Source organism: Massilia sp. DJPM01 (assembly GCF_030348125.1).
Lineage (GTDB): Bacteria > Pseudomonadota > Gammaproteobacteria > Burkholderiales > Burkholderiaceae_D > Telluria_A > Telluria_A frigida.
The window spans coordinates 15,274-36,567 of the sequence record NZ_JAQOZV010000065.1 but is presented as its reverse complement, the minus strand read 5'-3'; the positions used below and the strand labels follow the sequence as shown (position 1 = coordinate 36,567).

The window sequence follows — 21,294 nt, the reverse complement described above, 5'->3', positions numbered from 1 at the left end:
TAGTGCGGCGGACGGTCGTTGACCGGATTCGGCCCCGACTGGGCATTGTTGCGGATGTGTTCAGCCAGCTTGGCCACCATCGCGTCGAGCTGGTCGATGCGGCGGCCCTGCTGGTACACCATCTGGTTCAGGGATTCGACCAGGTCTTCCTGGTGCGCGAGCTTGATCTCGATATCGACAAAACGGTCTTCCTGGCTCACGGCGGCGTCCTTGGGGGCAAAGCCGCCATTATGCCAGTCCGTGCTCCCAGGCCGGGGGCAGGCCCACCAGCGCCAGCGGCGGCGGCGCGTCGGGCGATGCGGGCGCGTCCAGCGTGCTGTGCAATTCGCCCGACATCACCGCCAGCATGGTCTTGATCACCGCGTGAAACGCCTCGACATCGCTGGCGGCGGTCACCGTGGCCAGCATGGTGCGCACCATCGAGGCGGCCAGGAAAGTGCCGTAGCCGGCGATTTCGGACGGGCGGTCGATCGCCAGGGTGAAGTCGGACGCCACCGCCAGCGTATTGCCGATGCGCTGGGCGTCGAGCAAGCCCTGCGGCGTGAGGTTGCCGAGCGCGCCGGACATGATCGACATGGCGGCATTCGCGCGCGAGAGCGCGCCGCTGTCGATGGCCTCGCTCCAGAACGCCAGGCCGGCCTCGGCCGGGCTGCGGCCGAGCACGTTCTTGAACACGGCGCTCACAAACTCGGCGGTGCCGTCCGGATACAGCGCCTCCGATTCGGGGCTGGCGCTGAAACTGTCGATCAGCTTGTGCAAGCCGGGATTGGTGGCGTAGGCGGCGCTGATGCCGGCGATATCGTGCGGCGCGCCCAGTTTGGCCAGCTGGTCCTGGAAGCTCTGCATGCCGGCATAGTCGGCGGCGCGCCCGAAATAGGCCACGTACAGGGCTTGCACGACCGCGTCGTATTCGACGTTGACGGTGCTGTCGCTGAACTTGAAGCGCTCGACATTGGACAGCAGCTGCAAGCCGCCGATGGCGCCGCTCTTGGGCAGCACGGCGTAGCCGCCGGCGCCGGTGGTGATGTTGTAATCGGCCCGCAAGCCGGCAAAACCGACCGTGTCGACGCCGCTGCCGCCGTTGATATCAACCAGCATGGTCCATTCCTTCGCTGTGCACGCGCCATCTTGACGCCCGGGTTTACTATACCAGCGTCGGCTCCCAGTTCTGGAAACCGACGCCAACCAGCTCGGCGTGGGTGAGCGGCAGGTCTTCATGCAGGGCGTCGGGCAGGTCGCCGGCGGCGCGCGGCGCGCCGCTCATGGCGCCCAGGGTGGCCTTGATGGTGCTCTGGTAAGCACTCAGGTCGGTGCTGGCGGTGACCGCGCCGAGCATGGCGCGCACCGAGGCGGCCGCCGCCTTGGTGCCGTAACCGGAGACCTCGGCCGCGGTATCGATGGACAGGGTGAAGCCCGAGGCCACGGCCAGCTTGTTGTTGATCAGCTTAGCGTCGAGCAAGCCCTGGCTGGTCTTGTTGGCGAGCGCGCCGGACATGATCGATAGCGAAGCATTCGCCTTGGACAAGCCCTGGTGGTCGATCGCATCGGTCCAGAAGCCCAGGCCGGCGGCGGCCGGGGCGCGTCCGAACACGTTCTGGAAGATGCCCTTCACAAACGCGGCGGTATCGCCCGGATACAGGGCGGCCGATTCGGCGCTGCCGGCGAAACTGTCGATCAGCGCATGCAGGCCGGCATCCTTGGTGTAGGCCGCCGCCAGCGCGCTCATGTCGCGCGGCGCGCCCAGGGCGGCCAGCTGGCCCTGGAAGCTCTGCATGCCGTTGTAGTCGGCGGCGCGCCCGAAATACCCCACGTACAGGGCTTGCACGACCGCCTCGTAGTCGAGCGACACGCTGCCGTTAGAGAAGTGCAAGGTTTCGATATTGGTCAGCAGGTCATAGCCTTCGTCGCCGGCGTGGTCGGACACCACATAGCCGGCCGCGATGCGGGTCACGTCGTAATTGGCGCGCGGGCCGACGTAGTACGCCATGTCGATGCCGGCGCCGCCATCGATGTCGTCGTCGCCGCCCGCCCCTTCGATCACTTCACCGATATACGTGCCGGTGAGGCGCTCGGCGATGTCACGCCCGGTGTAGTAAGGCGTGCTGGCGCCCACGCCATAGGTTCCGCCCAGGCCGTCGCGCCCGTACAGCCAGTTGAGCGCGGCGATATCGTAGGGGCTGTAGGTCTGGTAGGGGCCGCCCACCGGATCGTAGGACATCAGGGTGTTGGCGGTGTGGTCATCGTCGAAGGGCAGCTTCTTGTCGCCGTCGAAAGGGTGCTTCAGGCCCAGCATGTGGCCCAGCTCGTGCAGCAGGGTTTCGTAGCCGGCGCCGCCCGGGCGCAGGTCGGCGTTTTCGGCGCGGAATTCCACATTGTCGAGGTAGACATAGGCCTTGGCGGTGAAATCGCGCACCGTGGTGCCGAAGCTGGGCGGGGTGTAGCTCGTCATCCAGCTGCACAGGCCGGTGGTATCGGCGTCGGCGATATCGATCGCGGCCATGTGGATCTGGGCGCGGCTGCCGTCGGTCGTTTCGGTAAACCCGATCCCGGTCAGCGCGGTGATGTACGACAGCGCGGTGCGCGTCGCCATTTGCTGGGCCATTGAAAACGCGGCCTGCCCGCCGCGCGACGCTTCATTGCCGCTGCTCACCGAAAAGGTGTAGCTCAGCGAGCGCGCGCCGGTGCCCAGAAAGTTCCAGCCCGGCCCCGAGCTGAGCAGGGCGTCGATGTTGTTGAAGCCGGATTGGCGGACGATTTCGATATCGGTAACGATGGTCATGCGGATACTCAGGAAAGGGGGTGAATTGGCCGGATTGCGTGCGGCGAGCGCAGGGCGCTCTGGCGGGAAGCAGGCCGATAATCTTACCGGCAATTACCGCAAGTATCTCAAAGGCAAGTATTTACGTCAAACACAGTTACAAATCAGGCAGGATAGTTTGCCAATAAACCACAAAAAACGGGCGCCTTACCCGGCAAGGGGTAAGGCGCCCGTGGTGGCGGTGCCGGGAAATGGCGCGCGTTACAGTAGCGCGTCGATCAGGCCGCCATGCTGCACGCCGACCAGGGCCAGCGCGACCTCGGGCAGCCCGGCCTCGGCCGGCGCGCTATCGAGTTCCATCTTCGCCGATCCGGTCTGGGCGGCGTTGGCCAGCGATACGAGCGTGCTGGCGATGGTGGCCTGGAAGGCCGCGATATCGGTGCTGGCCGTGACGCTGGCCAGCATGGCGCGCACGGTGGCGGCGGCATTCGCGCCGGCGTAGGCCGTCATTTCGGCGGGCTGGTCGATGGCCAGGGTGAAGTCCGAGGCGATGGTGATCTTGTTGTTCACCAGTTTGGCGTCGAGCAAACCCTGGGTGCTGGTGTTTTCCAGCGCCCCGGCCATGATCGAGAGCGAGGCATTGGCGCGCGACAGGCCATCGTGGTCGATCGCATTGGTCCAGAACGACAGGCCGGCGGCGGCCGGGGCGCGCCCCAGCACGTTCTGGAACACGGCCTTGACGAAGGCGCTGGTGGCGCCCGGGTACAGGGCGGCCGATTCGGCGCTGGCGCCGAAGCTGTCGATCAGGCTGTGCAGCCCGGCATCCCTGGCGTAGGCGGCGGTGACGGCCGAAAACGTCAGCGGCGCATGCAGGCCGCCCAGCTGGCTCTGGAAGGCGCCCAGGCCGCCGGCATCGGCCGCGCGCCCGAAGTAGGCCAGGTACAGCGCCTGCACCACGTCGTCGTATTCGAGCTTGAGGGTGGTGTCGCCGAACTTGATCGACTCTATATTGCGCAGCAAGTCCATGCCGTCGGCGCCGCTCTTGCCGGTGACCACGAAACCGCTGCTGTCGCGTACCACCTCGTAATTGGCGCGCAGGCCAGGGTAGCTGGCGGTGTCGGTGCCGCTGCCGCCATCGATGACGTTGTTGCCCGGCGTGGACAGCAGCGAATCGTCGCCCGCGGTGCCGGTGACCGCGATCGCCGCCACCGTGCCGAGCGCAAACTGCAGGTGCTTGGCGGCGATGCTGGTGTTGCCGGCCTTGTCGACCGAGCTCACGGTCACGTCGTAGTTGCCGTTGGCCAGGACGCTGCCGCCCAGGCTCCACTTGCCGTCGGCAGCGACCGTGCCTTCGCCGATGAGCTCGCCGGCATTGCTCAGGCGGATCGTGCTGCCCGCTTCGCCGGTGCCGCTGAACATGACGGCGCGGCTGGCCGGGACCACCACGCCGGCGGTCGGCGCCACCGGTGCATGGGTGTCGACGCTGAACACCAGCGCCGCGCTCGGGGCCGAGACATTGTTGGCCGCATCGGTGGCGCGCGCGGTCAGGGACAGGTTGACGCCGTCGGCCAGGGCCGAGGTGGCGACCGACCAGGCGCCATTGGCGCCGGCGGTCGTGCTGGCGACCAGAGTCGCGCCGCTGTACACCTTGACCGTGGCGTTGGCTTCGGCGCTGCCGCTGACCAGCGGCTTGTCGCCGGCCACGTAGCCGTTCGGGTTCTTGCTGACGGTGAGCGTGGGCGCGGCCGGCGCGCCGGTGTCGGCCGCCGGCGGGGTGACGACGGGCGGGGTGACCACAGGCGGGACGACCACCGGCGGAGTCACCACGGGCGGCGTCACCACCGGCGGGGCCACCACCTGGCTTGCCTGCACGCTGCGGTCGTCGAACTTGAGCACTTCGACCGAGCTCAGGGTGTCGGTGCCGTCGGCGCCGCTGACGCGCACCTTGCCGCCGCCCAGGTCGGTGACCGTGTAGGCGGCGTACTTGCCGCGAAACACGGCGGTATCGGTGCCGGCGCCGCCGTTGAGCACATCGTCGCCGCCATCGCCTTCGAGGCGGTCGGCGGCGGCGGTGCCGGTCAGGCTGTCGGCGCGATTGGTGCCGGTGATGAAGCGCCCGCCCCCGGTCGAATTGATGCCGAGCGCGCCACGCAGGCCGTCGCCGCCATACAGCCAGTTCAGGGCTGCGATATCGTACTGGCTGAAGTTGGCATACGGACCGCCCTTGCCGGTGTACGACATCAGCGTATTGCTGGTGTTGTCGTCGCCGTCCGGCAGCCTGATGCCGCCATCGAACGGGTGCTTCAAGCCCAGCATATGGCCCAGTTCGTGCAGCAGGATCTCCAGGCCGCCCGAGCCGGGCGCCAGGGTGGCGTTCCCGGGGTCGGCAGCGGCGCTATCGTCCAGATACACATACGCCCCCGCGTAGAAGCTGAGCAGCGTCTCGCCCGAGTTGGAATAACCGGACTTCCAGCTGCACAGGCCCGCCGTGTTCCCGCCCAGGTCCTTCGAGCACAGATGGACGTTGGCAGCGGCGCCATTGGCCGTTTCGGCGAACACGATCCCGGTGATCGCGCTCAGCGTCGCCATCGCCGCCCGCGTGCCGGCTTGCTGGCCTGCGCTGAATGCCGTCAGTCCTAGCGCCGCGTCGTTGCCGCGCTCGTTGTGCGAAGCAATCGAAAACGTGTAGAAGATGGTGTTGGCGGCGGGCGTCACAAAGTTCCAGGCGGGTCCACTACTGAGCAGGGAGTCAATGTGGTTCAGGCCGGAGAGGGGGGTGTCGAGATCGGAGATGATTGCCATGCGGGTATGCTCATGTTTGGAATTAGAAATGTTTCCAAACGATGCCCGATGATCAATGTAATGCAACTGGCAGACAGCGCTGGAATGTTGCCGCGTTTTGCTCGACAAGCGCCGCAGTATTCCAAACTTGGGTATTGACGTCAAATATATTTCAAATTTGGCATGTCAGTTTCCCTATTTCCCGGGCAAGCACAAAAAAACGGGCGCCTTACCCGGCAAGGGGTAAGGCGCCCGTGGTGGCGCAGCCGCGAAGCGGCCGTGCTTTACAGTACCGCGTCGATCAGGCCGCCATGCTGCACGCCAACCAGGGCGACCAGGGTGTCGGCCGGGCCGGCGCCGCTGTCCACGCTATCGTGCTGCATCATCCCGCTCCCGGTCTGCCCGCCGATGCCGGTCAGGGTCGCCAGGGTGCTGGCGATGGTAGCCTGGAAGGCCGCGATATCGGTGTTGGCCGTGACGCTGGCGAGCATGCTGCGCACGGTGGCGGCGGCATTGATGCCGACATAGCCGTTCAGTTCGGCGGGATTGTCGATGGCCAGGGTGAAATCCGACGCGATGGTGATCTTGTTGTTGACCAGCTTGGCGTCGAGCACGCCCTGGGTGCTGGTGTTTTCCAGCGCGCCGGCCATGATCGAGAGCGAGGCATTGGCACGCGACAAGCCGGCATTGTCGATCGCATTGGTCCAGAACGACAAGCCGTTGGCGGCGGGGGCGCGGCCGAAGATGTTCTGGAATACGGCCGTGACGAAGGCGCTGGTGGCGCCCGGGTACAGGGCGGCCGATTCCGGGCTGGAGCCGAAGCTGTCGATCAGGCTGTGCAGCCCGCTATCGGTGGCATACGCGGCGGTGACGGCCGAGAACGTCAGCGGTGCGTGCAGGCCGCCCAGCTGGCTCTGGAAGGCCGACAGGCCGCCCGAATCGGCCGCGCGCCCGAAGTAGGCCACGTACAGCGCCTGCACCACGTCGTCGTATTCCAGCTTGAGGGTGGTGTCGCTGAACCTGATCGACTCGACATTGCGCAGCAAGTCCATGCCGTCGGTGCCGCTGTGGGCGGTGACCACGAAACCGCTGTTGTCACGCACCACGTCGTAGTTGCCGCGCACGCCGCCGTAGTTGACCGTGTCGGTACCGGCGCCGCCATCGATGACATTGTTGCCGGCCGTCGGCAGCAGCACATCGTTACCGGAAGTGCCATTGACCGCGCCCGCCGCCCCCACCGAAAACAGCAGGTGGCCGGTGGCGGTGGTGTTGTTGTCGGCCTTGTCGAGCGAGCTTACGCTCACGTCGTAGCTGCCGTTGCCCAGCACGGCGGAAGCCACGCTCCAGTGGCCGTCCGATCCGACCGTGGCCTGGGCGATGATGGCGCTGGCATTGGTCAGGCGGATCGTGCTGCCGGCTTCGCCGGTACCGCTGAACAGGACCGAGCCGCTGGCCCCGACCACCGCGCCGGCGGTCGGCGCCACCGGTGCATGCGTGTCGACGCTGAACAGCAGCGCGGCGCTCGGTACCGAGACATTGCTGGCGGCATCGGTGGCGCGCGCCGTCAGGGACAGGTTGACGGCGTCGGCCAGGGCCGAGGTGGCAACCGAATACGTGCCGTTGGCGCTGGCGGTGGTGGTGGCGACCAGGGTGGCGCCGCTGTACACCTTGACCGTGGCATTGGCTTCGGCGCTGCCGCTGACCAGCGGCTTGTCGCCGGCCACATACCCATTCGCGTTCTTGACCAGGCTCACCGTCGGCGCGGCCGGCGCGGTGGTGTCGGCCGGCGGCGGGGTGAACGCCTGCACGCTCTGGTCGTCGAATTTCAGCACTTCGACCGAGGTCAGGGTATCGCTGCCGTCGGCGCCGATGACGCGCACGCTGCCGCCGCCCAGGTCGGTGACGGTATAGGACGCGTAATTGCCGCGGAACACGGCGGTATCGGTGCCGTTGCCGCCGTTGAGCACATCGTCGCCGCCATCGCCTTCGAAGCGGTCGTTGCCACTGGCGCCGCTCATGGTGTCGGCGAAACTGGTGCCGGTGAGATAGCGGCCGCCGCCGGTCGAATTGATGCCGAGCGCGCCGCCCAAGCCGTCGCCGCCGTACAGCCAGTTCAGGGCCGCGACGTCGTACGGGCTGAAGTTGGAATACGGGCCGCCCTGGCCGGTGTACGACATCAGCGTATTGCTGGTGTTGTCGTCGCCGGTGGGCAAGGTGGCGCTGCCCTCGAAAGGATGCTTCAGGCCCAGCATGTGGCCCAGTTCATGCAGCAGGGTCTGGTAACCGCCACCGCCGGGCGTCAGGTTGGCATTCTCGGCGGAGAACTCGACGTTGTCGAGATACACATAGGCTTGCGCGTCGTAGCTGGTCAGGGTGCTGCCGCTGTAGCCGTAGCTCGAATTCCAGCTGCACAGGCCGCTCACATTATTGCCGCTGATATTCACCGCCGCCAGGTGCACATCGGCCGCCGTGCCGCTCGCCGTTTCGGTGAAGGTGATGCCGGTCAGCGCCGCCAGGGCCGCGAACGCGGTGCGCGCATTGGCTTGCTGGGAAGCGGAAAAGGCGGTCTGGCCGCCCTGGCTTGCTTCATTGCCGGATGCGACGGAGAAGGTGTACAGGATGGTGTTGCCGGCGGGCGTCAGGTAATTCCAGTCAGGCCCCGTATCGAGCAGGGCATCGATGTGGGTCAGGCCGGAGGTAGGGGTTACGGTGATGTCGGATACGGTCGCCATGCTGTGTACTCGTCATTGGAAGTGAAGGGAATCCAAACGACGCGCAAGCAGGCCAGGCTGGCGGGCAGGCGGATTTGGAAGGTGGCCGCGCTTGTGCCCGGCCGTGAATTCAGTATTTCAAAGTCGGAAGTTGCCGTCAAACAAAATCTGAATCGTGTGCACAATTTATCGCAAATAAACACCACCGCAGACGATCACATCGTCGCTTGGCTGGCAATACATTGCCTTCGGTTCAATCTTTCCGCTGGGCGGATTGGTGAACTTATATTCTTGCCAAAAAGAAGGATTCTTTTTCGCCATCTCGACCCGTTCGCGCACGAAGGCCTTGCCGTCGCTATCCTTCAACTCCATCAAGTTCTTGCCCAGCATTTTTTGATTGGCGCCGTGCGCGGGCACCACGCCATCGACGCCGTAGGCCCCCATGTACAGGTCGCGGCTGGTGAAGGGCCCATCCTTGCGGTTGATCTCGGCGTAGGTCTTGTCCTTGCCGTTGGCCTTCATGTACGCAATGGTCTTCTTGACCATGGCTTCGGCTTCCGGCCTGGTGGCAAACGCGTCGGCGATGGCGGGCGCGGCCATGGTCCAGGCCAGCATGGCGGCGACGGTGGCGCTGCGCGGTGCGGTAGTGAATGTCGACATGAAATTCCCCTTCGGCAAAGTGCGCCACGGCGCCGCGTCGAAACATGCTAGCACGCAGGTTTCGCGTTGCCGAGCATGACACTACGCGTTATGTTTTCGGTGTTGCAAGCAAGGCTTTCAGGCTGGCCAGGCGATCCTTGGGAGAGATGGTTTCCGCCTCGGTCGGTGCGGCGGTGCCGACGTCGAGCGCCATCTCCTTGATGAAGCGCGACACATCGCAATGAACTTGCTCGCCGGCACGCTTGCGTTTCTTGCACCAGGTGATATACAAGGTGCGCTGGGCGCGCGTGATGCCCACGTACATCAGGCGCCGTTCTTCCTGGATGCGCGCGCCGATGGTTTCCACCGACGCGTCCGGGTCGCCCTTGTGCGGCAAGATGCCCTCTTCCACGCCGACCAGGAAGACGTGCGGAAACTCCAATCCCTTGGAGGCGTGCAGGGTCGACATGCGCACCGCGTCCGGCTCTTCGTCCTTGCCTTCCAACATGGACATCAAGGCCACCATCTGGGTCAGTTCCAGCAGGTTTTTTTCCTCGCCGGATTTATCCTTGCCGCCGCAGCCGCGTTCCTTGAGCCAGTTGGTAAATTCGAGCACATTGAGCCACTTGCTTTGCGCGGCGCGGTCGTCAAAGGTGTCGTACAGATAACTCTCGTAAGCGATTTCCTTCATCATGTCGTCCAGCACGGCGGCCGCGTTCTCGCCGCTGCCGGACGGTCCGGGGCGGCTGGCGCGCGCTTCGAGCTGGTTGATGAAGTTGCAAAATGCGCGCAGCGGCAATAGCTGGCGGTCCGGCAGCTTGGCTTCGATGCCGCCCTTGAAGGTGGCCTCGAACAGCGAGCAATTCCACTGCTTGGAAAACGCGCCCAGCACTTCCAGGGTGGCCATGCCGACCCCGCGCTTGGGGGTGGTGACGGCGCGGATGAAGGCGGGATCGTCGCCCTCGTTGGCGATCAGGCGCAGGTAGCTGATGATGTCCTTGATTTCGGCCTTGTCGAAAAAACTCTGGCCGCCGGAAATCGTGTACGGAATGCGTTCCTTGCGCAGGCATTGCTCGATCACGCGCGCCTGGTGGTTGCCGCGATACAGGATGGCGTAATCGGACCACTTGTTCTTGCGCTGGAAGCGGTCGGACGAAATCATGATCGCCACCTGCTCGGCTTCCTGGTCGTCGGTCTGCATGCCGAGCACCGTGATCGGCTCGCCCAGGCCGTGTTCGGACCACAGGGCTTTCTCGAACAGCTTGGGATTGTTCGAGATGACCGCGTTGGCCGCCTGCAAGATGCGGGTGGTGGAGCGGTAATTCTGTTCCAGCTTGATGACGCGCAAGTCGGGAAAATCGTCGCCCAGGGTTTTCAGGTTTTCCACCGAGGCGCCGCGCCAGGCGTAGATGGCCTGGTCGTCGTCGCCGACGGCGGTGAACATGGGTTTCTTGCCGATGCCGGTGACCAGCAGCTTGACCAGTTCGTACTGGCAGGTGTTGGTATCCTGATACTCGTCCATGAGCAGATAGCGCAGGCGGCGCTGCCACTTGTCGCGGATCGGATCGTTGTTGCGGAACAGTTCCACCGGCAGGCGGATCAGGTCATCGAAATCGACCGCCTGGTAGGCCGCGAGCGTGGCCACGTAGCTGCGGAACACGCGCGCGGCCTGGGCTTCGTCTTCATCCTTGGCGTGCTTGACCGCGTCTTCGGGATCGATCAGGGCGTTTTTCCACAAGGAGATGGAATTCTGGATGCTGCGGATCAGTTGCTTGTCGGTGGTGATGGCCAAATCCTGGACCAGGCCGAAGCAATCGTCGCTGTCCATGATGGAAAAGCGGTCTTTCAGACCCACGCCGGCCGCTTCCTGGCGCAGGATTTTCACGCCGAGCGAGTGGAAGGTGGACACGGTGAGCTGCTTGGCCTGGCGCGGCTGCTTGAGCAGCTTGGCGATGCGCTCCTGCATTTCCAGCGCGGCCTTGTTGGTGAAGGTCAGGGCCGCGATGGTGCGCGGATCGTAGCCGCGGTCTTCGATCAGGTGCGCGATTTTCTGGGTGATCACGCGCGTCTTGCCCGAGCCGGCACCGGCCAGCACCAGGCAAGGGCCGTCAAGATACATGACCGCTTCGCTCTGGGGAACGTTCAGGCCGAAATTGGGGGTGGAGGACATCGGGCGGGGCAATCTGGTGGGGACGACCGGCCATTGTAACGTACACCCCCGTCGTCTCCGGCATTGCCAGGAACGACGAGGGACGCGACGGCTTAAAATCCCGCCAGCACAATTTTCCCGATCGTCCTGCCCGCCTCCAGCGCCGCGTGGGCGCGCGTCAGGTTGGCTGCGTCGATCCTGCCGCCGTTTTCCCCCACCGTGGTGGTCAGCACGCCCGCGTCGACCAGCGCCGCCACTTCATTGAGCAGCTTGTGCTGCTCGATCATGTCGGCCGTGCCGAACATCGAACGGGTGAACATCATCTCGAACGCCACCGTCACGCTCTTGGCGAACACCAGGTCCATCGGCAGTGGCCGCTCATTGCGCACGATGGCGCAGATCTTGCCCTGCGGCGCGATCGCCGCCGCCATCGCCGCAAAGTGCGCGTCGATATCGTTCAGGCACAAGATGTAATCCACTTCCGCCAGCCCCAGCGCGGCCAGCTGGGCTGGCATATCGCCCAGGTGATCGATCACATGGTCGGCCCCGAGCGCCCTGCACCACTGTTCCGACGCCCGGCGCGAGGCCGTTGCAATCACCTTCAGCTTGGCCAGTTTCTTGGCCAGCTGGATCGCAATCGACCCCACCCCGCCCGCGCCGCCGATGATCAGCACCGACTTGCCCTGGTCCGCGCCGCTGCGCGACACGCCCAGGCGCTCGAACAGCGCTTCCCACGCGGTGATGCTGGTCAGCGGCAGCGCGGCGGCGTGCTCCACACTCAGGCTGGCCGGCTTGCGGCCCACGATGCGCTCGTCGACCGCATGAAACTCGCTGTTGGCGCCCGGACGCACCACGCTGCCGGCGTAATACACCGCATCGCCCACCTTGAACAGGGTCGCCTGCGGACCGACGGCGCTGACGGTACCGGCCACGTCCCAGCCGACCAGGCGCGGTTCGCCATCGTGAGCGGCCGCCTTGCGCTGCTTGAAGTCGACCGGATTGACCGAAATTGCCTCCACTTTCACCACCAGGTCGCGCCCTTGCGGCTGTGGCACAGGCAATTCGACGTCGTGCAGGTTTCCGTTAATGACGGCAATGGCTTTCATGTTGTTTCCTTGTTTGGTTGACAGATGAGCCAGTGTAGACCGTGCCGATTCGATTGATAATTGGCATAATGATTGAATATCTCTTCACCAAAACAGAACAATGAACCTCGACCTGACCGATGTGGCGCTATTCGTGCGGGTCTGCGCCACCCGCAACCTGTCCGCCGCCGGACGCGAGTTCAGCCTGTCGCCGGCGGCCTCCAGCGCCCGCATGGCCCAGCTGGAACGCCAGCTCGGCGCGCGCCTGCTGCACCGCACCACGCGCCAGATCGCCCTGACCCAGGATGGCGAAACCTTCCTCGAACGGGCCGTGGCCCTGCTCGACGCCGCCGAGCAGGCGCGCGCCTCGGTCGGGGCCGGGCGCGAACCACAGGGTTTATTGCGGGTGGCGGCCTCGGTCTCGTTCGGACGCCTGCACCTGATGCCGTGGCTGCCCGCCTTCATGGAACGCTATCCCGGCCTGCAGCTCGACCTGCGCCTGTCGGACCGGGTGATCGACCTGGCTGCCAACGGCATCGACGTCACCATCCGCAACGGACCGCTGCACGATTCGGCCCTGATCGCGCGCGTGCTGGCGCCCAGCCGCCTGCTGCTGGTGGCCTCGCCCGCCTACCTGGCGCGGCACGGCACGCCGCAGCGCCCGCAGGAACTGGCCGATCACCAGTGCCTGGTGCTGGAAGGGGTCAATCCATGGAATTTCAGGGATGCCGACGGTAGCCTGATCAGCGTGCGGGTGGGAGGAAGGATGCGCAGCGATAACGGCGAAGCGATGCGCGACGCTGCCCTGGCCGGGCTGGGGGTCGCGCTGCAATCGACCTGGGCGGTGTACCAGCAGCTCAAGAGTGGCGCGCTGGTACCGCTGCTGGCGGCGTATCCGATGGCCTTGAATTCGGTGGTGTCGGCCCAGTACCTGAACCGCAATTTCCTGCCGCCCAAGACGCAAGCCTTCATCGATTATTTCGCCGCGCGCTTCGGCCCCGCCCCGTACTGGGACGAGGGCTTGCCGGGGATAGGCAATTAAGTGGTGACCTTGTTGTCCTGGCACAGGGCGTTGAGCAGGCGCAGCTGTTCATGCTGCATCTCGACCAGCTGCAGCTTGAAGGCATCCATTTTTTCGTGCAGGGCCATGATTTCCAGCTCGGCCTTGAGGTTGATCTCGTAATCGTTCTGGGCGTTCACGCGGTCGATTTCGCCCTGGCGGTTCTGCGACATCAGGATCACCGGCGCCTGGATCGAGGCCAGCATCGACAGGAACAGATTGAGCAGGATGTAGGGGAAGGGGTCGAACGGCTTGGCGCCGCCGCGCGCGAGCAGGAAAGAATTGAGCGCCACCCAGGACAGCAGCACCAGCGCGAACAGCATGATGAAGGTCCAGGAACCACCGAAGCGCGCCACGGCGTCGGCCGCGCGCTGGCCGAAGGTGGCGTCGTCCTCCGGATCGGGCTGGCTGGGGGTCAGTGCGCGCCGTTCGGCGATGTGCTTGGCCACGGTATCGTCGCTGCGTTTTTGCAGCGCTTCGATGTGCGCCAGATAGTCCTTGCGGGTGGTCCTCATGCTGTGTTCTTCACTGGTAGTGCGGACCGATTGTCTGCTCGATAAGCAGTGTATCCGCAAGTCACTTTCCAGCGCGCACAGATCGCTTGCGTTACCATCCCGGTATCCGGGCTGCGATGCCCTTCACCGACGAGTTAAAGCACCATGAAATTTGAACATCTGATTGAAATTAACGATCCCCTGAATCCGCTGATCGACACCCTCACGCGCGAGCAGCTGTGGCGCGGGCTGGTGCTGTGCGCGGAAATGCCCAAGCTGTTCGTGCCGCATTTGGACGAGTGCACGATCGACCAGCGCGACAGCGGCAGCTTCCGCCGCAGCCGGCGCTTCGGCGAACTGGTGGTGATCGACCGCGTGCTGCTCACGCCGCTGCAAGAGGTACGCTACGAAGTGCCCGAGCAGGGCGAGATTGCCGCGTCGAGCCTGACCGTGACGATTGAGACGCCGGCCGAGCACACCATGTTCGTGCGCTTCAAGTACGACGACGGGCACGATGCCGAGACCGACAAGGCCAATGCCATGTACGACGAATACAAGAAGTCGGCCTACCAGGAAGCCGATATCGACACGATCCGCATCGTGCGCGAAATGGCGGGCGCGGGGCGGCTCGATGCCAGTTACCTGAACTAAGCCAGGCGCGACGTGGGCCGGCGAACCATTTCTTAACCGGGGTCAGACTGAGCTGCTAATCGGTAACACCGGGGTCAGACCCCTAACTGACTAATCGGTAACACCGGGGTCAGACCCCTAACTGAAAAACCGGGGTCTGACCCCTCCGCTGGGGAAACGCCGGCTGTCGGGATCTACACGCCGGGGGTGTTGTCCGGCGCGCTGCTCGCTGTCGGGGCGCCTTTTTCCAGCTCCGCCGCCAGGTCGCGCAGGGCGGTGCGCACGCCTTCTTCGATCACCGGATGGTAGAACGGCATGTCCAGCATCTGCGCCACCGTCAGGCGCGCCTGGCAGGCCCAGGCCAGCAGGTGGCCCAGGTTCTCGGCGCGCGGCCCGATCATCTCGGCGCCCAGGAAACGGCAGGTGCCGTACTCGCCGTACACCCGCAGCATGCCGTGGTTTTGCAGCATCACCCGGCTGCGGCCCTGGTTCTCGAACGAGACCTTGCCCACTGCGAACTTGGGCTTGCCTTCGGCGCACAGTTCCTTGTAACTCGCGCCCAGGGTGGCGATCTGCGGCTCGGTGAAGGCAATCGTCAGCGGCGTGCGGCGCAGGCCGGGACGCACGTCGGGATAGCGGCCGGCATTGTCGCCCGCGATCTTGCCGTGGTCGGCCGCTTCCGGCAACACCGGGCGCTCGTTGTTGGCGTCGCCGGCGATGAAAATGTGGCTGGTGCCGCACTGCATGGTGGTGGCGTCGAACAGGGGAATGCCGCGCTCATCCAGTTCCAGGCCGGTGGTTTCGATGCCGATCTGGTCGACGTTGGGCGTGCGCCCGGCCGCCACCAGCACATACGCGAAGCGGTCGGTGTGCTCGGCGCCGGCGGCGTCGCGCGTGACCAGCACCACTTCCTCGCCCTGCTGTTCGGCGCTGACGATGCACTGCTGGAAGCGCAGGTCGAGCTCGCGCGCCAGGGCCTTGGCGGCCACGTGCAGCACTTCCGGGTCGCTCAGCTGCGCCACGCTGCCGCCGCGCGCGAACACGCTCACGCGCACGCCCAGGCGATGCAGGGCCTGGCCCAGTTCGAGGCCGATCACGCCGGTACCGATCACCGCCACGGAGGCGGGCAGGTCGGTCCAGTCGAATACATCGTCGCTGACGATGATGCGCGCGCCCACATCCTTGAGCTGGGGCAGCATGACCGGGGTGGAACCGCTGGCGATGACCACGCGCGCGGCCTCGATGCTGGTGTGCTGGTCCACCTGCAGCGATTGCGGTCCGGTGAAGCGGGCGTGGCCGCGCAGCTTGTCGTGGTCGGGGATGCTGTCGACGCTGTCGAGCACGAAGCCGACGAAGCGGTCGCGTTCGCTGCGCACGCGCGCCATCACGGCCTTGCCATCGATGCGGACGGGGCCGGGGTGCACGCCGAACCGGGGCGCCAGCGCCAGCATGTGGGCCGCCTCGCTGGCGGCGATCAGCAGTTTGCTGGGCATGCAGCCGACGCGGGCGCAGGTCGTGCCGTAGGGGCCGCTTTCGATGAGGACCGCGGTTTTCCCCTGGGCGCGCGCGGCGCGGTAGGCGGAAAGACCCGCGGTACCGGTACCGATGACGGCGACATCGACGTGTAACTTGTTCATGGCGGACTCTTCTTCAACTTGAGGTACAACATGGGATGCGGGCGGGTGCCGTTTTCAGGCGTCAACGATACGCCAATTTTCACTTTACCGTGGCGCATCGCTGTTGCGCGTTGGCAGCACTGGCCTAAGCGTATTAGTATTGCTCATCAAAATCACCATGGAACAGCGCTACTGATGAGTAATCTCGACTATCGCGGCCTGGCCGTGCTCGACGCGGTGGCGGCGAGCGGCAGTTTCGACAAGGCAGCGCTGCTGCTGGGAATGAGCCAGTCGGCGGTATCGCAGCGCATCAAGGCGCTGGAAGACGCGTGCGGGCGCCTGCTGGTGGTGCGCGGCACGCCCTCGGTGCCGACCGGGCTGGGGCAGCGGCTGGTGGTGCATTTCCGCCACGTCAAACTGATGGAAGCGGCGCTCGACATCGACCTCGGGCGCGACGCCAGCCTGCCGGCGCTGGCCCTGGCGCTGGACGCCGACAGCCTGGCGACCTGGTTCGCGCAAGCGCTGCCGCCGCTGCTGGCGCCGCCGCGCTGCCAGTTCGATATCCAGCTGGCCGACGGCGAGCGCGCGCTGCGGCTGGTGCGCGAAGGCGCCGTGTTCGCCTGCGTGGCCGAGACCGACGAGGTCGGCGGCGACGCGGCCGGCACCATGTCCACGCCGCTGGGGCTGCTGCGCTACACCTGCGTTGCCACGCCCGCGTTTGCGGGGCACTGGTTCGGCGACGGTTTCATTGCCGAGGCGGTGGCGCTGGCGCCGGCGGTGGTCAGCGAGCGCAAGCAGATGGCACGCTTCCTGGCGTGCGAATTCGGGGGCGAGGTGGCGTTCCCGCACCACACCATGCCGGTCTCGCCGGCGCTGGACAACTGCATCCTGCACGGCGTGGCGTACGGCCTGATGCCCGAGCTGAGCGCGCTGAGCCGGATTGCCTCGGGCCAACTGATTGATCTTGCGCCGGGGCGGACCTGGAACACGGCGCTCTCGTGGCACGCCTGGAACATCGACACCCCCTTCACCCGCGCCCTGACCGAGCACATCGTCACCAGCGCCCACCGCTACCTGCCCCAGCCCACACCGGGGTCTGACCTCTGATTAGCAATTTATTGCCCAGCAGCGCCAAACGCCGCATAACCGCATAACCGGGGTCAGAGCTCTGACTAGCAATTAGTTTCTGTGTGGAACAAATCGACGGATAAACCAGCCGGCTCCTGCGCAAAGCTGGCCTACAGACTTCAGAGTCATCGAAACCGTCGTGAAAAACCATCAGCTTTGCAACCACCAACATTTTTGTTGCTAGTCAGAGCTCTGACCCCGGTGTGGGAACTTAGAGCGGCAAGACTTTTGTTGCTAATCAGAGGTCAGACCCCGGTTGGGGGGAAGCTGCTTCAGATATCGAGGGGGTCGACTTCGAGCGACCATTTGACGCGGCTTTTCATGGCGCGCAACAGGGCCAGCCATTCTTTGAGGAAGGCTTGCAGCGCCGGCCGCGAGGGACTTTCGACCAGCAGCTGCGCACGGTCGACGTTGTGCACGCGCGTCATCGTCATCGGGATCGGGTCGTTCAGCGTAATGCCGTCAAATACCAGCGCGTCGCGCGCACTCTCTAAAAAGCCGATCGCCGTTTCCAGCTCGGGCGCCTCGGCCCGCAACAGGGCCTGGTACAGATACGGCGGCAGCGCAGCCTGGCGCCGCTCAGCCAGCAAATCAGTGGCGAAACGGTCATAGTCGTGGTTCACCACCGCCGAATACAGCGGATGGCTGGCATACCGCGTCTGGATCAGCACTTCGCTCACGCTGCCGCCTTCCGTGCGCGCCGCCCTGCCCGCCCGCCCCGCCACCTGCATCAGCTGCGCAAACAGGCGCTCGCTGGCGCGGTAATCCTGCGAAAACAACGCCGTGTCGGGATTGAGAATCCCCACCAAAGTCAGTTTCTTGAAGTCGTGCCCCTTGGCGACCATCTGGGTGCCGATCAAAATATCGACTTCGCCCCGGTGCACCGTGTCGAACGCGGCCTGCGCACTGCCCTTGAGGCGCGTGGAGTCGGCGTCGATGCGCAAAATGCGCGCCTGCGGAAAAACCTGCTGCAAGCCTTCTTCGACCCGCTGGGTGCCGCGCCCGAGCGGTTGCAGGTCGACGTTGCCGCAGGTGGGGCAGTGGCGCGGAATGCGCAGCTCCAGGCTGCAGTGGTGGCAGCGCAGCCGGTGCTCGGGCTTGTGCAGCACCATGAAGGAGGTGCAGCGGGTGCAGTTGCTGATCCAGCCGCACGATTCGCAACAGATCACGGGCGCGTACCCACGCCGGTTCAGGAACAGCAGCGATTGTTCGCCGCGCTCCAGGCGCTGGCGCAGCGCCGCCATGAGATGGGAGGTGATGCCGTCGACCGCTTTGTCGCGCTCCATGTCGAGCAGCTTCACGCGCGGCAGCACCGCATCCTTGACGGCGCGCTCGCGCAGTTCGAGCTTGCGATAGCGCCCGGAGCCAGCATGATGCCAGCTCTCCAGCGAGGGCGTGGCCGATCCGAGCACGATCGGAATGCCCAGCTGGCGCGCGCGCCACACCGCCAGGTCGCGCGCCGAATAGCGCAGCCCTTCCTGCTGTTTGTACGAGGGGTCGTGCTCTTCGTCGATGACGATCAGCTTCAGCTGCGGCAGCGATGCCAGGATCGCCAGGCGCGTGCCGAGGATGATGCGGGCCTGCCCCTGGTGCGCGGCCAGCCAGTGCAGCATGCGCTCGCCCTCGGACAGGCTGCTGTGCAAGGTGGCCAGCATCACGCCGGGAAAGCGCGCGCGGATATTGCCTTCCAGCTGAGGGGTAAGGTTGATCTCGGGGACCAGGATCAGGATCTGGCCACCCTCTTCGCGCGCCAGTACCTCGGCGCAGGCCTGCAGATAGACTTCGGTCTTGCCGCTGCCGGTCACGCCGTACAGCAGGATCGGGGTGAAGCCCTGCGCGCCGCCGATGGCGTCGGCCGCTTCCTGCTGCGCGCCGTTCAGCAGCGGCATGTCGAGCGGGGTGTGGTCGTGCGCCGGCGCGCTCTTGGCCAGCTTTTTCAGGGCGCGGTCCAGCGCCACGGTGGTGAGCACGCGCAGGTTCTTGGGCAGCCCGGGCAAGGCCACTTCGCCAAGCGGACGCTGATAGTAGTCGGCGGCGAACGCCGCCAGCGCGATCCATTGCGGCGCCAGGGGAGAAAGCTGGCTGCGCACGGCCAGCGCATCTTTGAGCTTGTCGGCCGGGACCTCGGTGTGGTGTTTGACCGCGACGATGAGCCCGACTACCTCGCGGCGGCCAAAGCTGACCAGCGCCAGCTGGCCCACCAGCGGCTCCTCGCCGGCGGCGCACGGCCAGCGGTAATCGAAGCAGCTGGTGAGCGGCGTGTCGAGCGCGATGTTGAGAATGCAGTACGCCATCAGGGTCGGTGTCGGTCGGGGTCGGCGGGTGTCGAAAAGAGGATCGTCAGGGATGTCCAGGACATCGTTTCAAGCAGCTTCAGCTTGTGGACAACTTTGTGGACAAACAATTTGTGCGAGGCCAAAAGCTTTGTGCTTGCACAATAGATGAGCCTAACAACTGAAAATCAAAGAAATTTAATCCTTTTAAATCAATCACTTGGAAAATCCGCCTTGGGAGACGGGGAAAACCGGGTTTTACCGGCGTTCTGTGCATAAGTAAGTCGGCGACGGGGCAAAATGTAGTCGTCTCGCCAGCCTGGCGCTGTGTATAAGCACAGCCCGCCGTCGGCTTGCGCGGGCCTCCGGACTGCCTCCCGGAAACTACAATTTTGCCCTACCGACACAGTGCCGCGCCATTCCGCCGTGCGGCACACACTTCATGTAAAACCTTCACATTTCCGCTAAGTCGCGGTAAACGCGGGACTTTTCCTTTTTATCCACACTGCCTGTTGATAACTTTGTGGACAATGCTGGAAAAACCGCGTTTTCCCTCTGTATCTTGTCCACATTCGCGCTCTGCGGCTCGACCGGGGAATTTTATAATTCCTTAAAAATCAATCACTTGCAAGTATCAGAAACTTTTCCGCAGCGCCTGTTTTTTAATCAGGGGGGTTTTGGAAAATTGTGAATAAGTGGGATATTGTCGTTTAGAAAACAGGTTTTGCGGGGTAGCGAAACCACCTTGCCAGGGTGGCATCGCTGTAGCCAGACTACAGGCCGGCGCGTTGCTGGCGGCTGAAGCTGTGGACGGCCTCGACCATGGCGCTGACCGACTCGGGCGGGGTGAATTGCGAGATGCCATGACCCAGGTTGAACACGTGACCTGAGCCGTCGGACGGCTTGCCGTAGCTGCTCAGGGTACGCTCGACTTCGGCGCGGATCTGTTCCGGGCTGGCGAACAGGATCGCCGGGTCGAGGTTGCCCTGCAGCGCCACCTTGTGGCCGACCAGCGCACGCGCGCGGCCCAGGTTGACAGTCCAGTCCAGCCCGACCGCGTCGGCGCCGATGTCGGCGATCTGGTCCAGCCACAGGCCGCCGCCCTTGGTGAAGACCACCGCCGGGATGCGCACGCCGTCTTTCTCGCGCTTGAGCTGGCTCATCACTTGCTGCATGTAGTGCAGCGAGAAGGTCTGGTAGGCGCCGTCGGCCAGCGCGCCGCCCCAGGAGTCGAAGATCATCACGGCCTGGGCGCCGGCATCGATCTGGGCGTTCAGGTAGGCCGCCACCGCGCTGGCATTGGTGGCCAGGATGTGGTGCATCAGGTCGGGGCGGTTGTACAGCATCTTTTTGATGGTGTGGAATTCCTTGGAACCGCCGCCTTCAACCATGTAGCAGGCCAGGGTCCATGGGCTGCCGGAAAAGCCGATCAGCGGCACGCGGCCATTGAGGGCGCCACGGATCTGGGTGACCGCCTTGAAGACGTAGTCGAGCGAGTCCAGGTCGGGCGCGCGCAGGGCCATGACATCGGCTTCGGTGCGCAGCGGACGCTCGAACTTGGGGCCTTCGCCATCGACGAAGTACAGGCCCAGGCCCATCGCGTCGGGCACGGTGAGGATGTCCGAGAACAGGATCGAGGCATCCAGCCGATAGCGGTCGATCGGCTGCAGGGTCACTTCAGTGGCGTAATCGGGGTTCTTGGCCAGGCCCAGGAAGGAGCCGGCCCGCTCGCGCGTGGCGCGGTATTCCGGCAGGTAGCGCCCCGCCTGACGCATCAGCCACACAGGGGTGTAATCAGTCGGTTGGCGCAGCAGCGCGCGCAGGAATGTGTCGTTCTGGAGCGGGGCGAATTGGGGCATGGGAGACCGTCGAAAGCTTGGAGAAAGGCGCTATTATCGCATTCCCGCGCCGCACGCCGCGCACCGCCATTTGCATGGGGTCGGGGTATTATCTATCATGCCATACCACCG

At 64.9% G+C, this 21,294-nt stretch carries 15 protein-coding genes; 3 read left to right on the top strand and 12 right to left on the bottom strand.

Going from position 1 to position 21,294, the window contains the following annotated elements; all coding sequences use genetic code 11:
• The 8 genes from PO883_RS29220 to PO883_RS29185 all read right to left on the bottom strand — a co-directional run.
• Positions 1 to 200: SlyX family protein (locus PO883_RS29220; RefSeq protein ID WP_289312892.1), on the bottom strand; the 200-nt coding region annotated here is incomplete at its 3' end.
• Between the two features lie 28 nt (positions 201 to 228).
• Positions 229 to 1,098: a DUF4214 domain-containing protein gene (locus tag PO883_RS29215; RefSeq protein WP_289312891.1), complete on the bottom strand. Its 870-nt coding sequence runs from the start codon at positions 1,096 to 1,098 to the stop codon at positions 229 to 231.
• 46 nt (positions 1,099 to 1,144) lie between these two features.
• Positions 1,145 to 2,779: a DUF4214 domain-containing protein gene (locus tag PO883_RS29210; protein WP_289312890.1), complete on the bottom strand. Its 1,635-nt coding sequence runs from the start codon at positions 2,777 to 2,779 to the stop codon at positions 1,145 to 1,147.
• Positions 2,780 to 3,019: 240 nt separating this feature from the next.
• A complete protein-coding gene (locus tag PO883_RS29205; protein ID WP_289312889.1) occupies positions 3,020 to 5,560 on the bottom strand; it encodes an Ig-like domain-containing protein in 2,541 nt (846 codons plus the stop codon).
• Positions 5,561 to 5,823: 263 nt separating this feature from the next.
• Positions 5,824 to 8,271, bottom strand: coding sequence for an Ig-like domain-containing protein (locus tag PO883_RS29200; protein WP_289312888.1), 2,448 nt, complete (start codon positions 8,269 to 8,271; stop codon positions 5,824 to 5,826).
• A 165-nt stretch (positions 8,272 to 8,436) separates the two neighbouring features.
• Positions 8,437 to 8,910, bottom strand: coding sequence for a cache domain-containing protein (locus tag PO883_RS29195; protein ID WP_289312887.1), 474 nt, complete (start codon positions 8,908 to 8,910; stop codon positions 8,437 to 8,439).
• A gap of 88 nt (positions 8,911 to 8,998) precedes the next feature.
• Positions 8,999 to 11,059 (bottom strand): UvrD-helicase domain-containing protein, encoded by a 2,061-nt coding sequence (locus PO883_RS29190; protein WP_289312886.1) that lies wholly within the window; start codon positions 11,057 to 11,059, stop codon positions 8,999 to 9,001.
• Between the two features lie 92 nt (positions 11,060 to 11,151).
• Positions 11,152 to 12,144: a zinc-binding alcohol dehydrogenase family protein gene (locus PO883_RS29185; RefSeq protein WP_289312885.1), complete on the bottom strand. Its 993-nt coding sequence runs from the start codon at positions 12,142 to 12,144 to the stop codon at positions 11,152 to 11,154.
• 100 nt (positions 12,145 to 12,244) lie between these two features.
• Here PO883_RS29185 and PO883_RS29180 point away from each other — a divergent pair, with 100 nt between their 5' ends.
• Positions 12,245 to 13,165: a LysR family transcriptional regulator gene (locus PO883_RS29180; protein ID WP_289312884.1), complete on the top strand. Its 921-nt coding sequence runs from the start codon at positions 12,245 to 12,247 to the stop codon at positions 13,163 to 13,165.
• Here PO883_RS29180 and PO883_RS29175 read toward each other — a convergent pair.
• Positions 13,162 to 13,698, bottom strand: a complete 537-nt coding sequence (locus PO883_RS29175) for a DUF1003 domain-containing protein (protein ID WP_289312883.1) — start codon at positions 13,696 to 13,698, stop codon at positions 13,162 to 13,164. The two genes, PO883_RS29180 and PO883_RS29175, sit on opposite strands and share 4 nt — an antisense overlap.
• Before the next feature lie 144 nt (positions 13,699 to 13,842).
• Here PO883_RS29175 and PO883_RS29170 point away from each other — a divergent pair, with 144 nt between their 5' ends.
• Positions 13,843 to 14,328: an SRPBCC family protein gene (locus tag PO883_RS29170; protein WP_289312882.1), complete on the top strand. Its 486-nt coding sequence runs from the start codon at positions 13,843 to 13,845 to the stop codon at positions 14,326 to 14,328.
• Positions 14,329 to 14,501: 173 nt separating this feature from the next.
• Here the strand turns inward: PO883_RS29170 and PO883_RS29165 are convergent, their stop codons facing one another.
• Positions 14,502 to 15,944, bottom strand: a complete 1,443-nt coding sequence (locus PO883_RS29165) for a dihydrolipoyl dehydrogenase (protein WP_289312881.1) — start codon at positions 15,942 to 15,944, stop codon at positions 14,502 to 14,504.
• A gap of 174 nt (positions 15,945 to 16,118) precedes the next feature.
• Here PO883_RS29165 and PO883_RS29160 point away from each other — a divergent pair, with 174 nt between their 5' ends.
• Complete coding sequence (locus tag PO883_RS29160; RefSeq protein WP_289312880.1) at positions 16,119 to 17,030, top strand: ArgP/LysG family DNA-binding transcriptional regulator; 912 nt, start codon at positions 16,119 to 16,121, stop codon at positions 17,028 to 17,030.
• Positions 17,031 to 17,323: 293 nt separating this feature from the next.
• Here the strand turns inward: PO883_RS29160 and PO883_RS29155 are convergent, their stop codons facing one another.
• Positions 17,324 to 19,345, bottom strand: a complete 2,022-nt coding sequence (locus PO883_RS29155) for a primosomal protein N' (protein ID WP_289312879.1) — start codon at positions 19,343 to 19,345, stop codon at positions 17,324 to 17,326.
• Between the two features lie 752 nt (positions 19,346 to 20,097).
• Positions 20,098 to 21,183 carry a uroporphyrinogen decarboxylase gene (hemE, locus tag PO883_RS29150; RefSeq protein WP_289312878.1) on the bottom strand — a complete coding sequence of 362 codons (1,086 nt, stop codon included), beginning with the start codon at positions 21,181 to 21,183 and terminating at the stop codon, positions 20,098 to 20,100.
• Between the last annotated feature and the right edge of the window lie 111 nt (positions 21,184 to 21,294).

Bases quoted from the DNA above. Each gene is read 5' to 3' on its own strand.
- PO883_RS29215 (WP_289312891.1), bottom strand. From the start codon at position 1,098: ATGCTGGTTGATATCAACGGCGGCAGCGGCGTCGACACGGTCGGTTTT.
- PO883_RS29210 (WP_289312890.1), bottom strand. From the start codon at position 2,779: ATGACCATCGTTACCGATATCGAAATCGTCCGCCAATCCGGCTTCAAC.
- PO883_RS29205 (WP_289312889.1), bottom strand. From the start codon at position 5,560: ATGGCAATCATCTCCGATCTCGACACCCCCCTCTCCGGCCTGAACCAC.
- PO883_RS29200 (WP_289312888.1), bottom strand. From the start codon at position 8,271: ATGGCGACCGTATCCGACATCACCGTAACCCCTACCTCCGGCCTGACC.
- PO883_RS29195 (WP_289312887.1), bottom strand. From the start codon at position 8,910: ATGTCGACATTCACTACCGCACCGCGCAGCGCCACCGTCGCCGCCATG.
- PO883_RS29190 (WP_289312886.1), bottom strand. From the start codon at position 11,059: ATGTCCTCCACCCCCAATTTCGGCCTGAACGTTCCCCAGAGCGAAGCG.
- PO883_RS29185 (WP_289312885.1), bottom strand. From the start codon at position 12,144: ATGAAAGCCATTGCCGTCATTAACGGAAACCTGCACGACGTCGAATTG.
- PO883_RS29180 (WP_289312884.1), top strand. From the start codon at position 12,245: ATGAACCTCGACCTGACCGATGTGGCGCTATTCGTGCGGGTCTGCGCC.
- PO883_RS29175 (WP_289312883.1), bottom strand. From the start codon at position 13,698: ATGAGGACCACCCGCAAGGACTATCTGGCGCACATCGAAGCGCTGCAA.
- PO883_RS29170 (WP_289312882.1), top strand. From the start codon at position 13,843: ATGAAATTTGAACATCTGATTGAAATTAACGATCCCCTGAATCCGCTG.
- PO883_RS29165 (WP_289312881.1), bottom strand. From the start codon at position 15,944: ATGAACAAGTTACACGTCGATGTCGCCGTCATCGGTACCGGTACCGCG.
- PO883_RS29160 (WP_289312880.1), top strand. From the start codon at position 16,119: ATGAGTAATCTCGACTATCGCGGCCTGGCCGTGCTCGACGCGGTGGCG.
- PO883_RS29155 (WP_289312879.1), bottom strand. From the start codon at position 19,345: ATGGCGTACTGCATTCTCAACATCGCGCTCGACACGCCGCTCACCAGC.
- hemE (WP_289312878.1), bottom strand. From the start codon at position 21,183: ATGCCCCAATTCGCCCCGCTCCAGAACGACACATTCCTGCGCGCGCTG.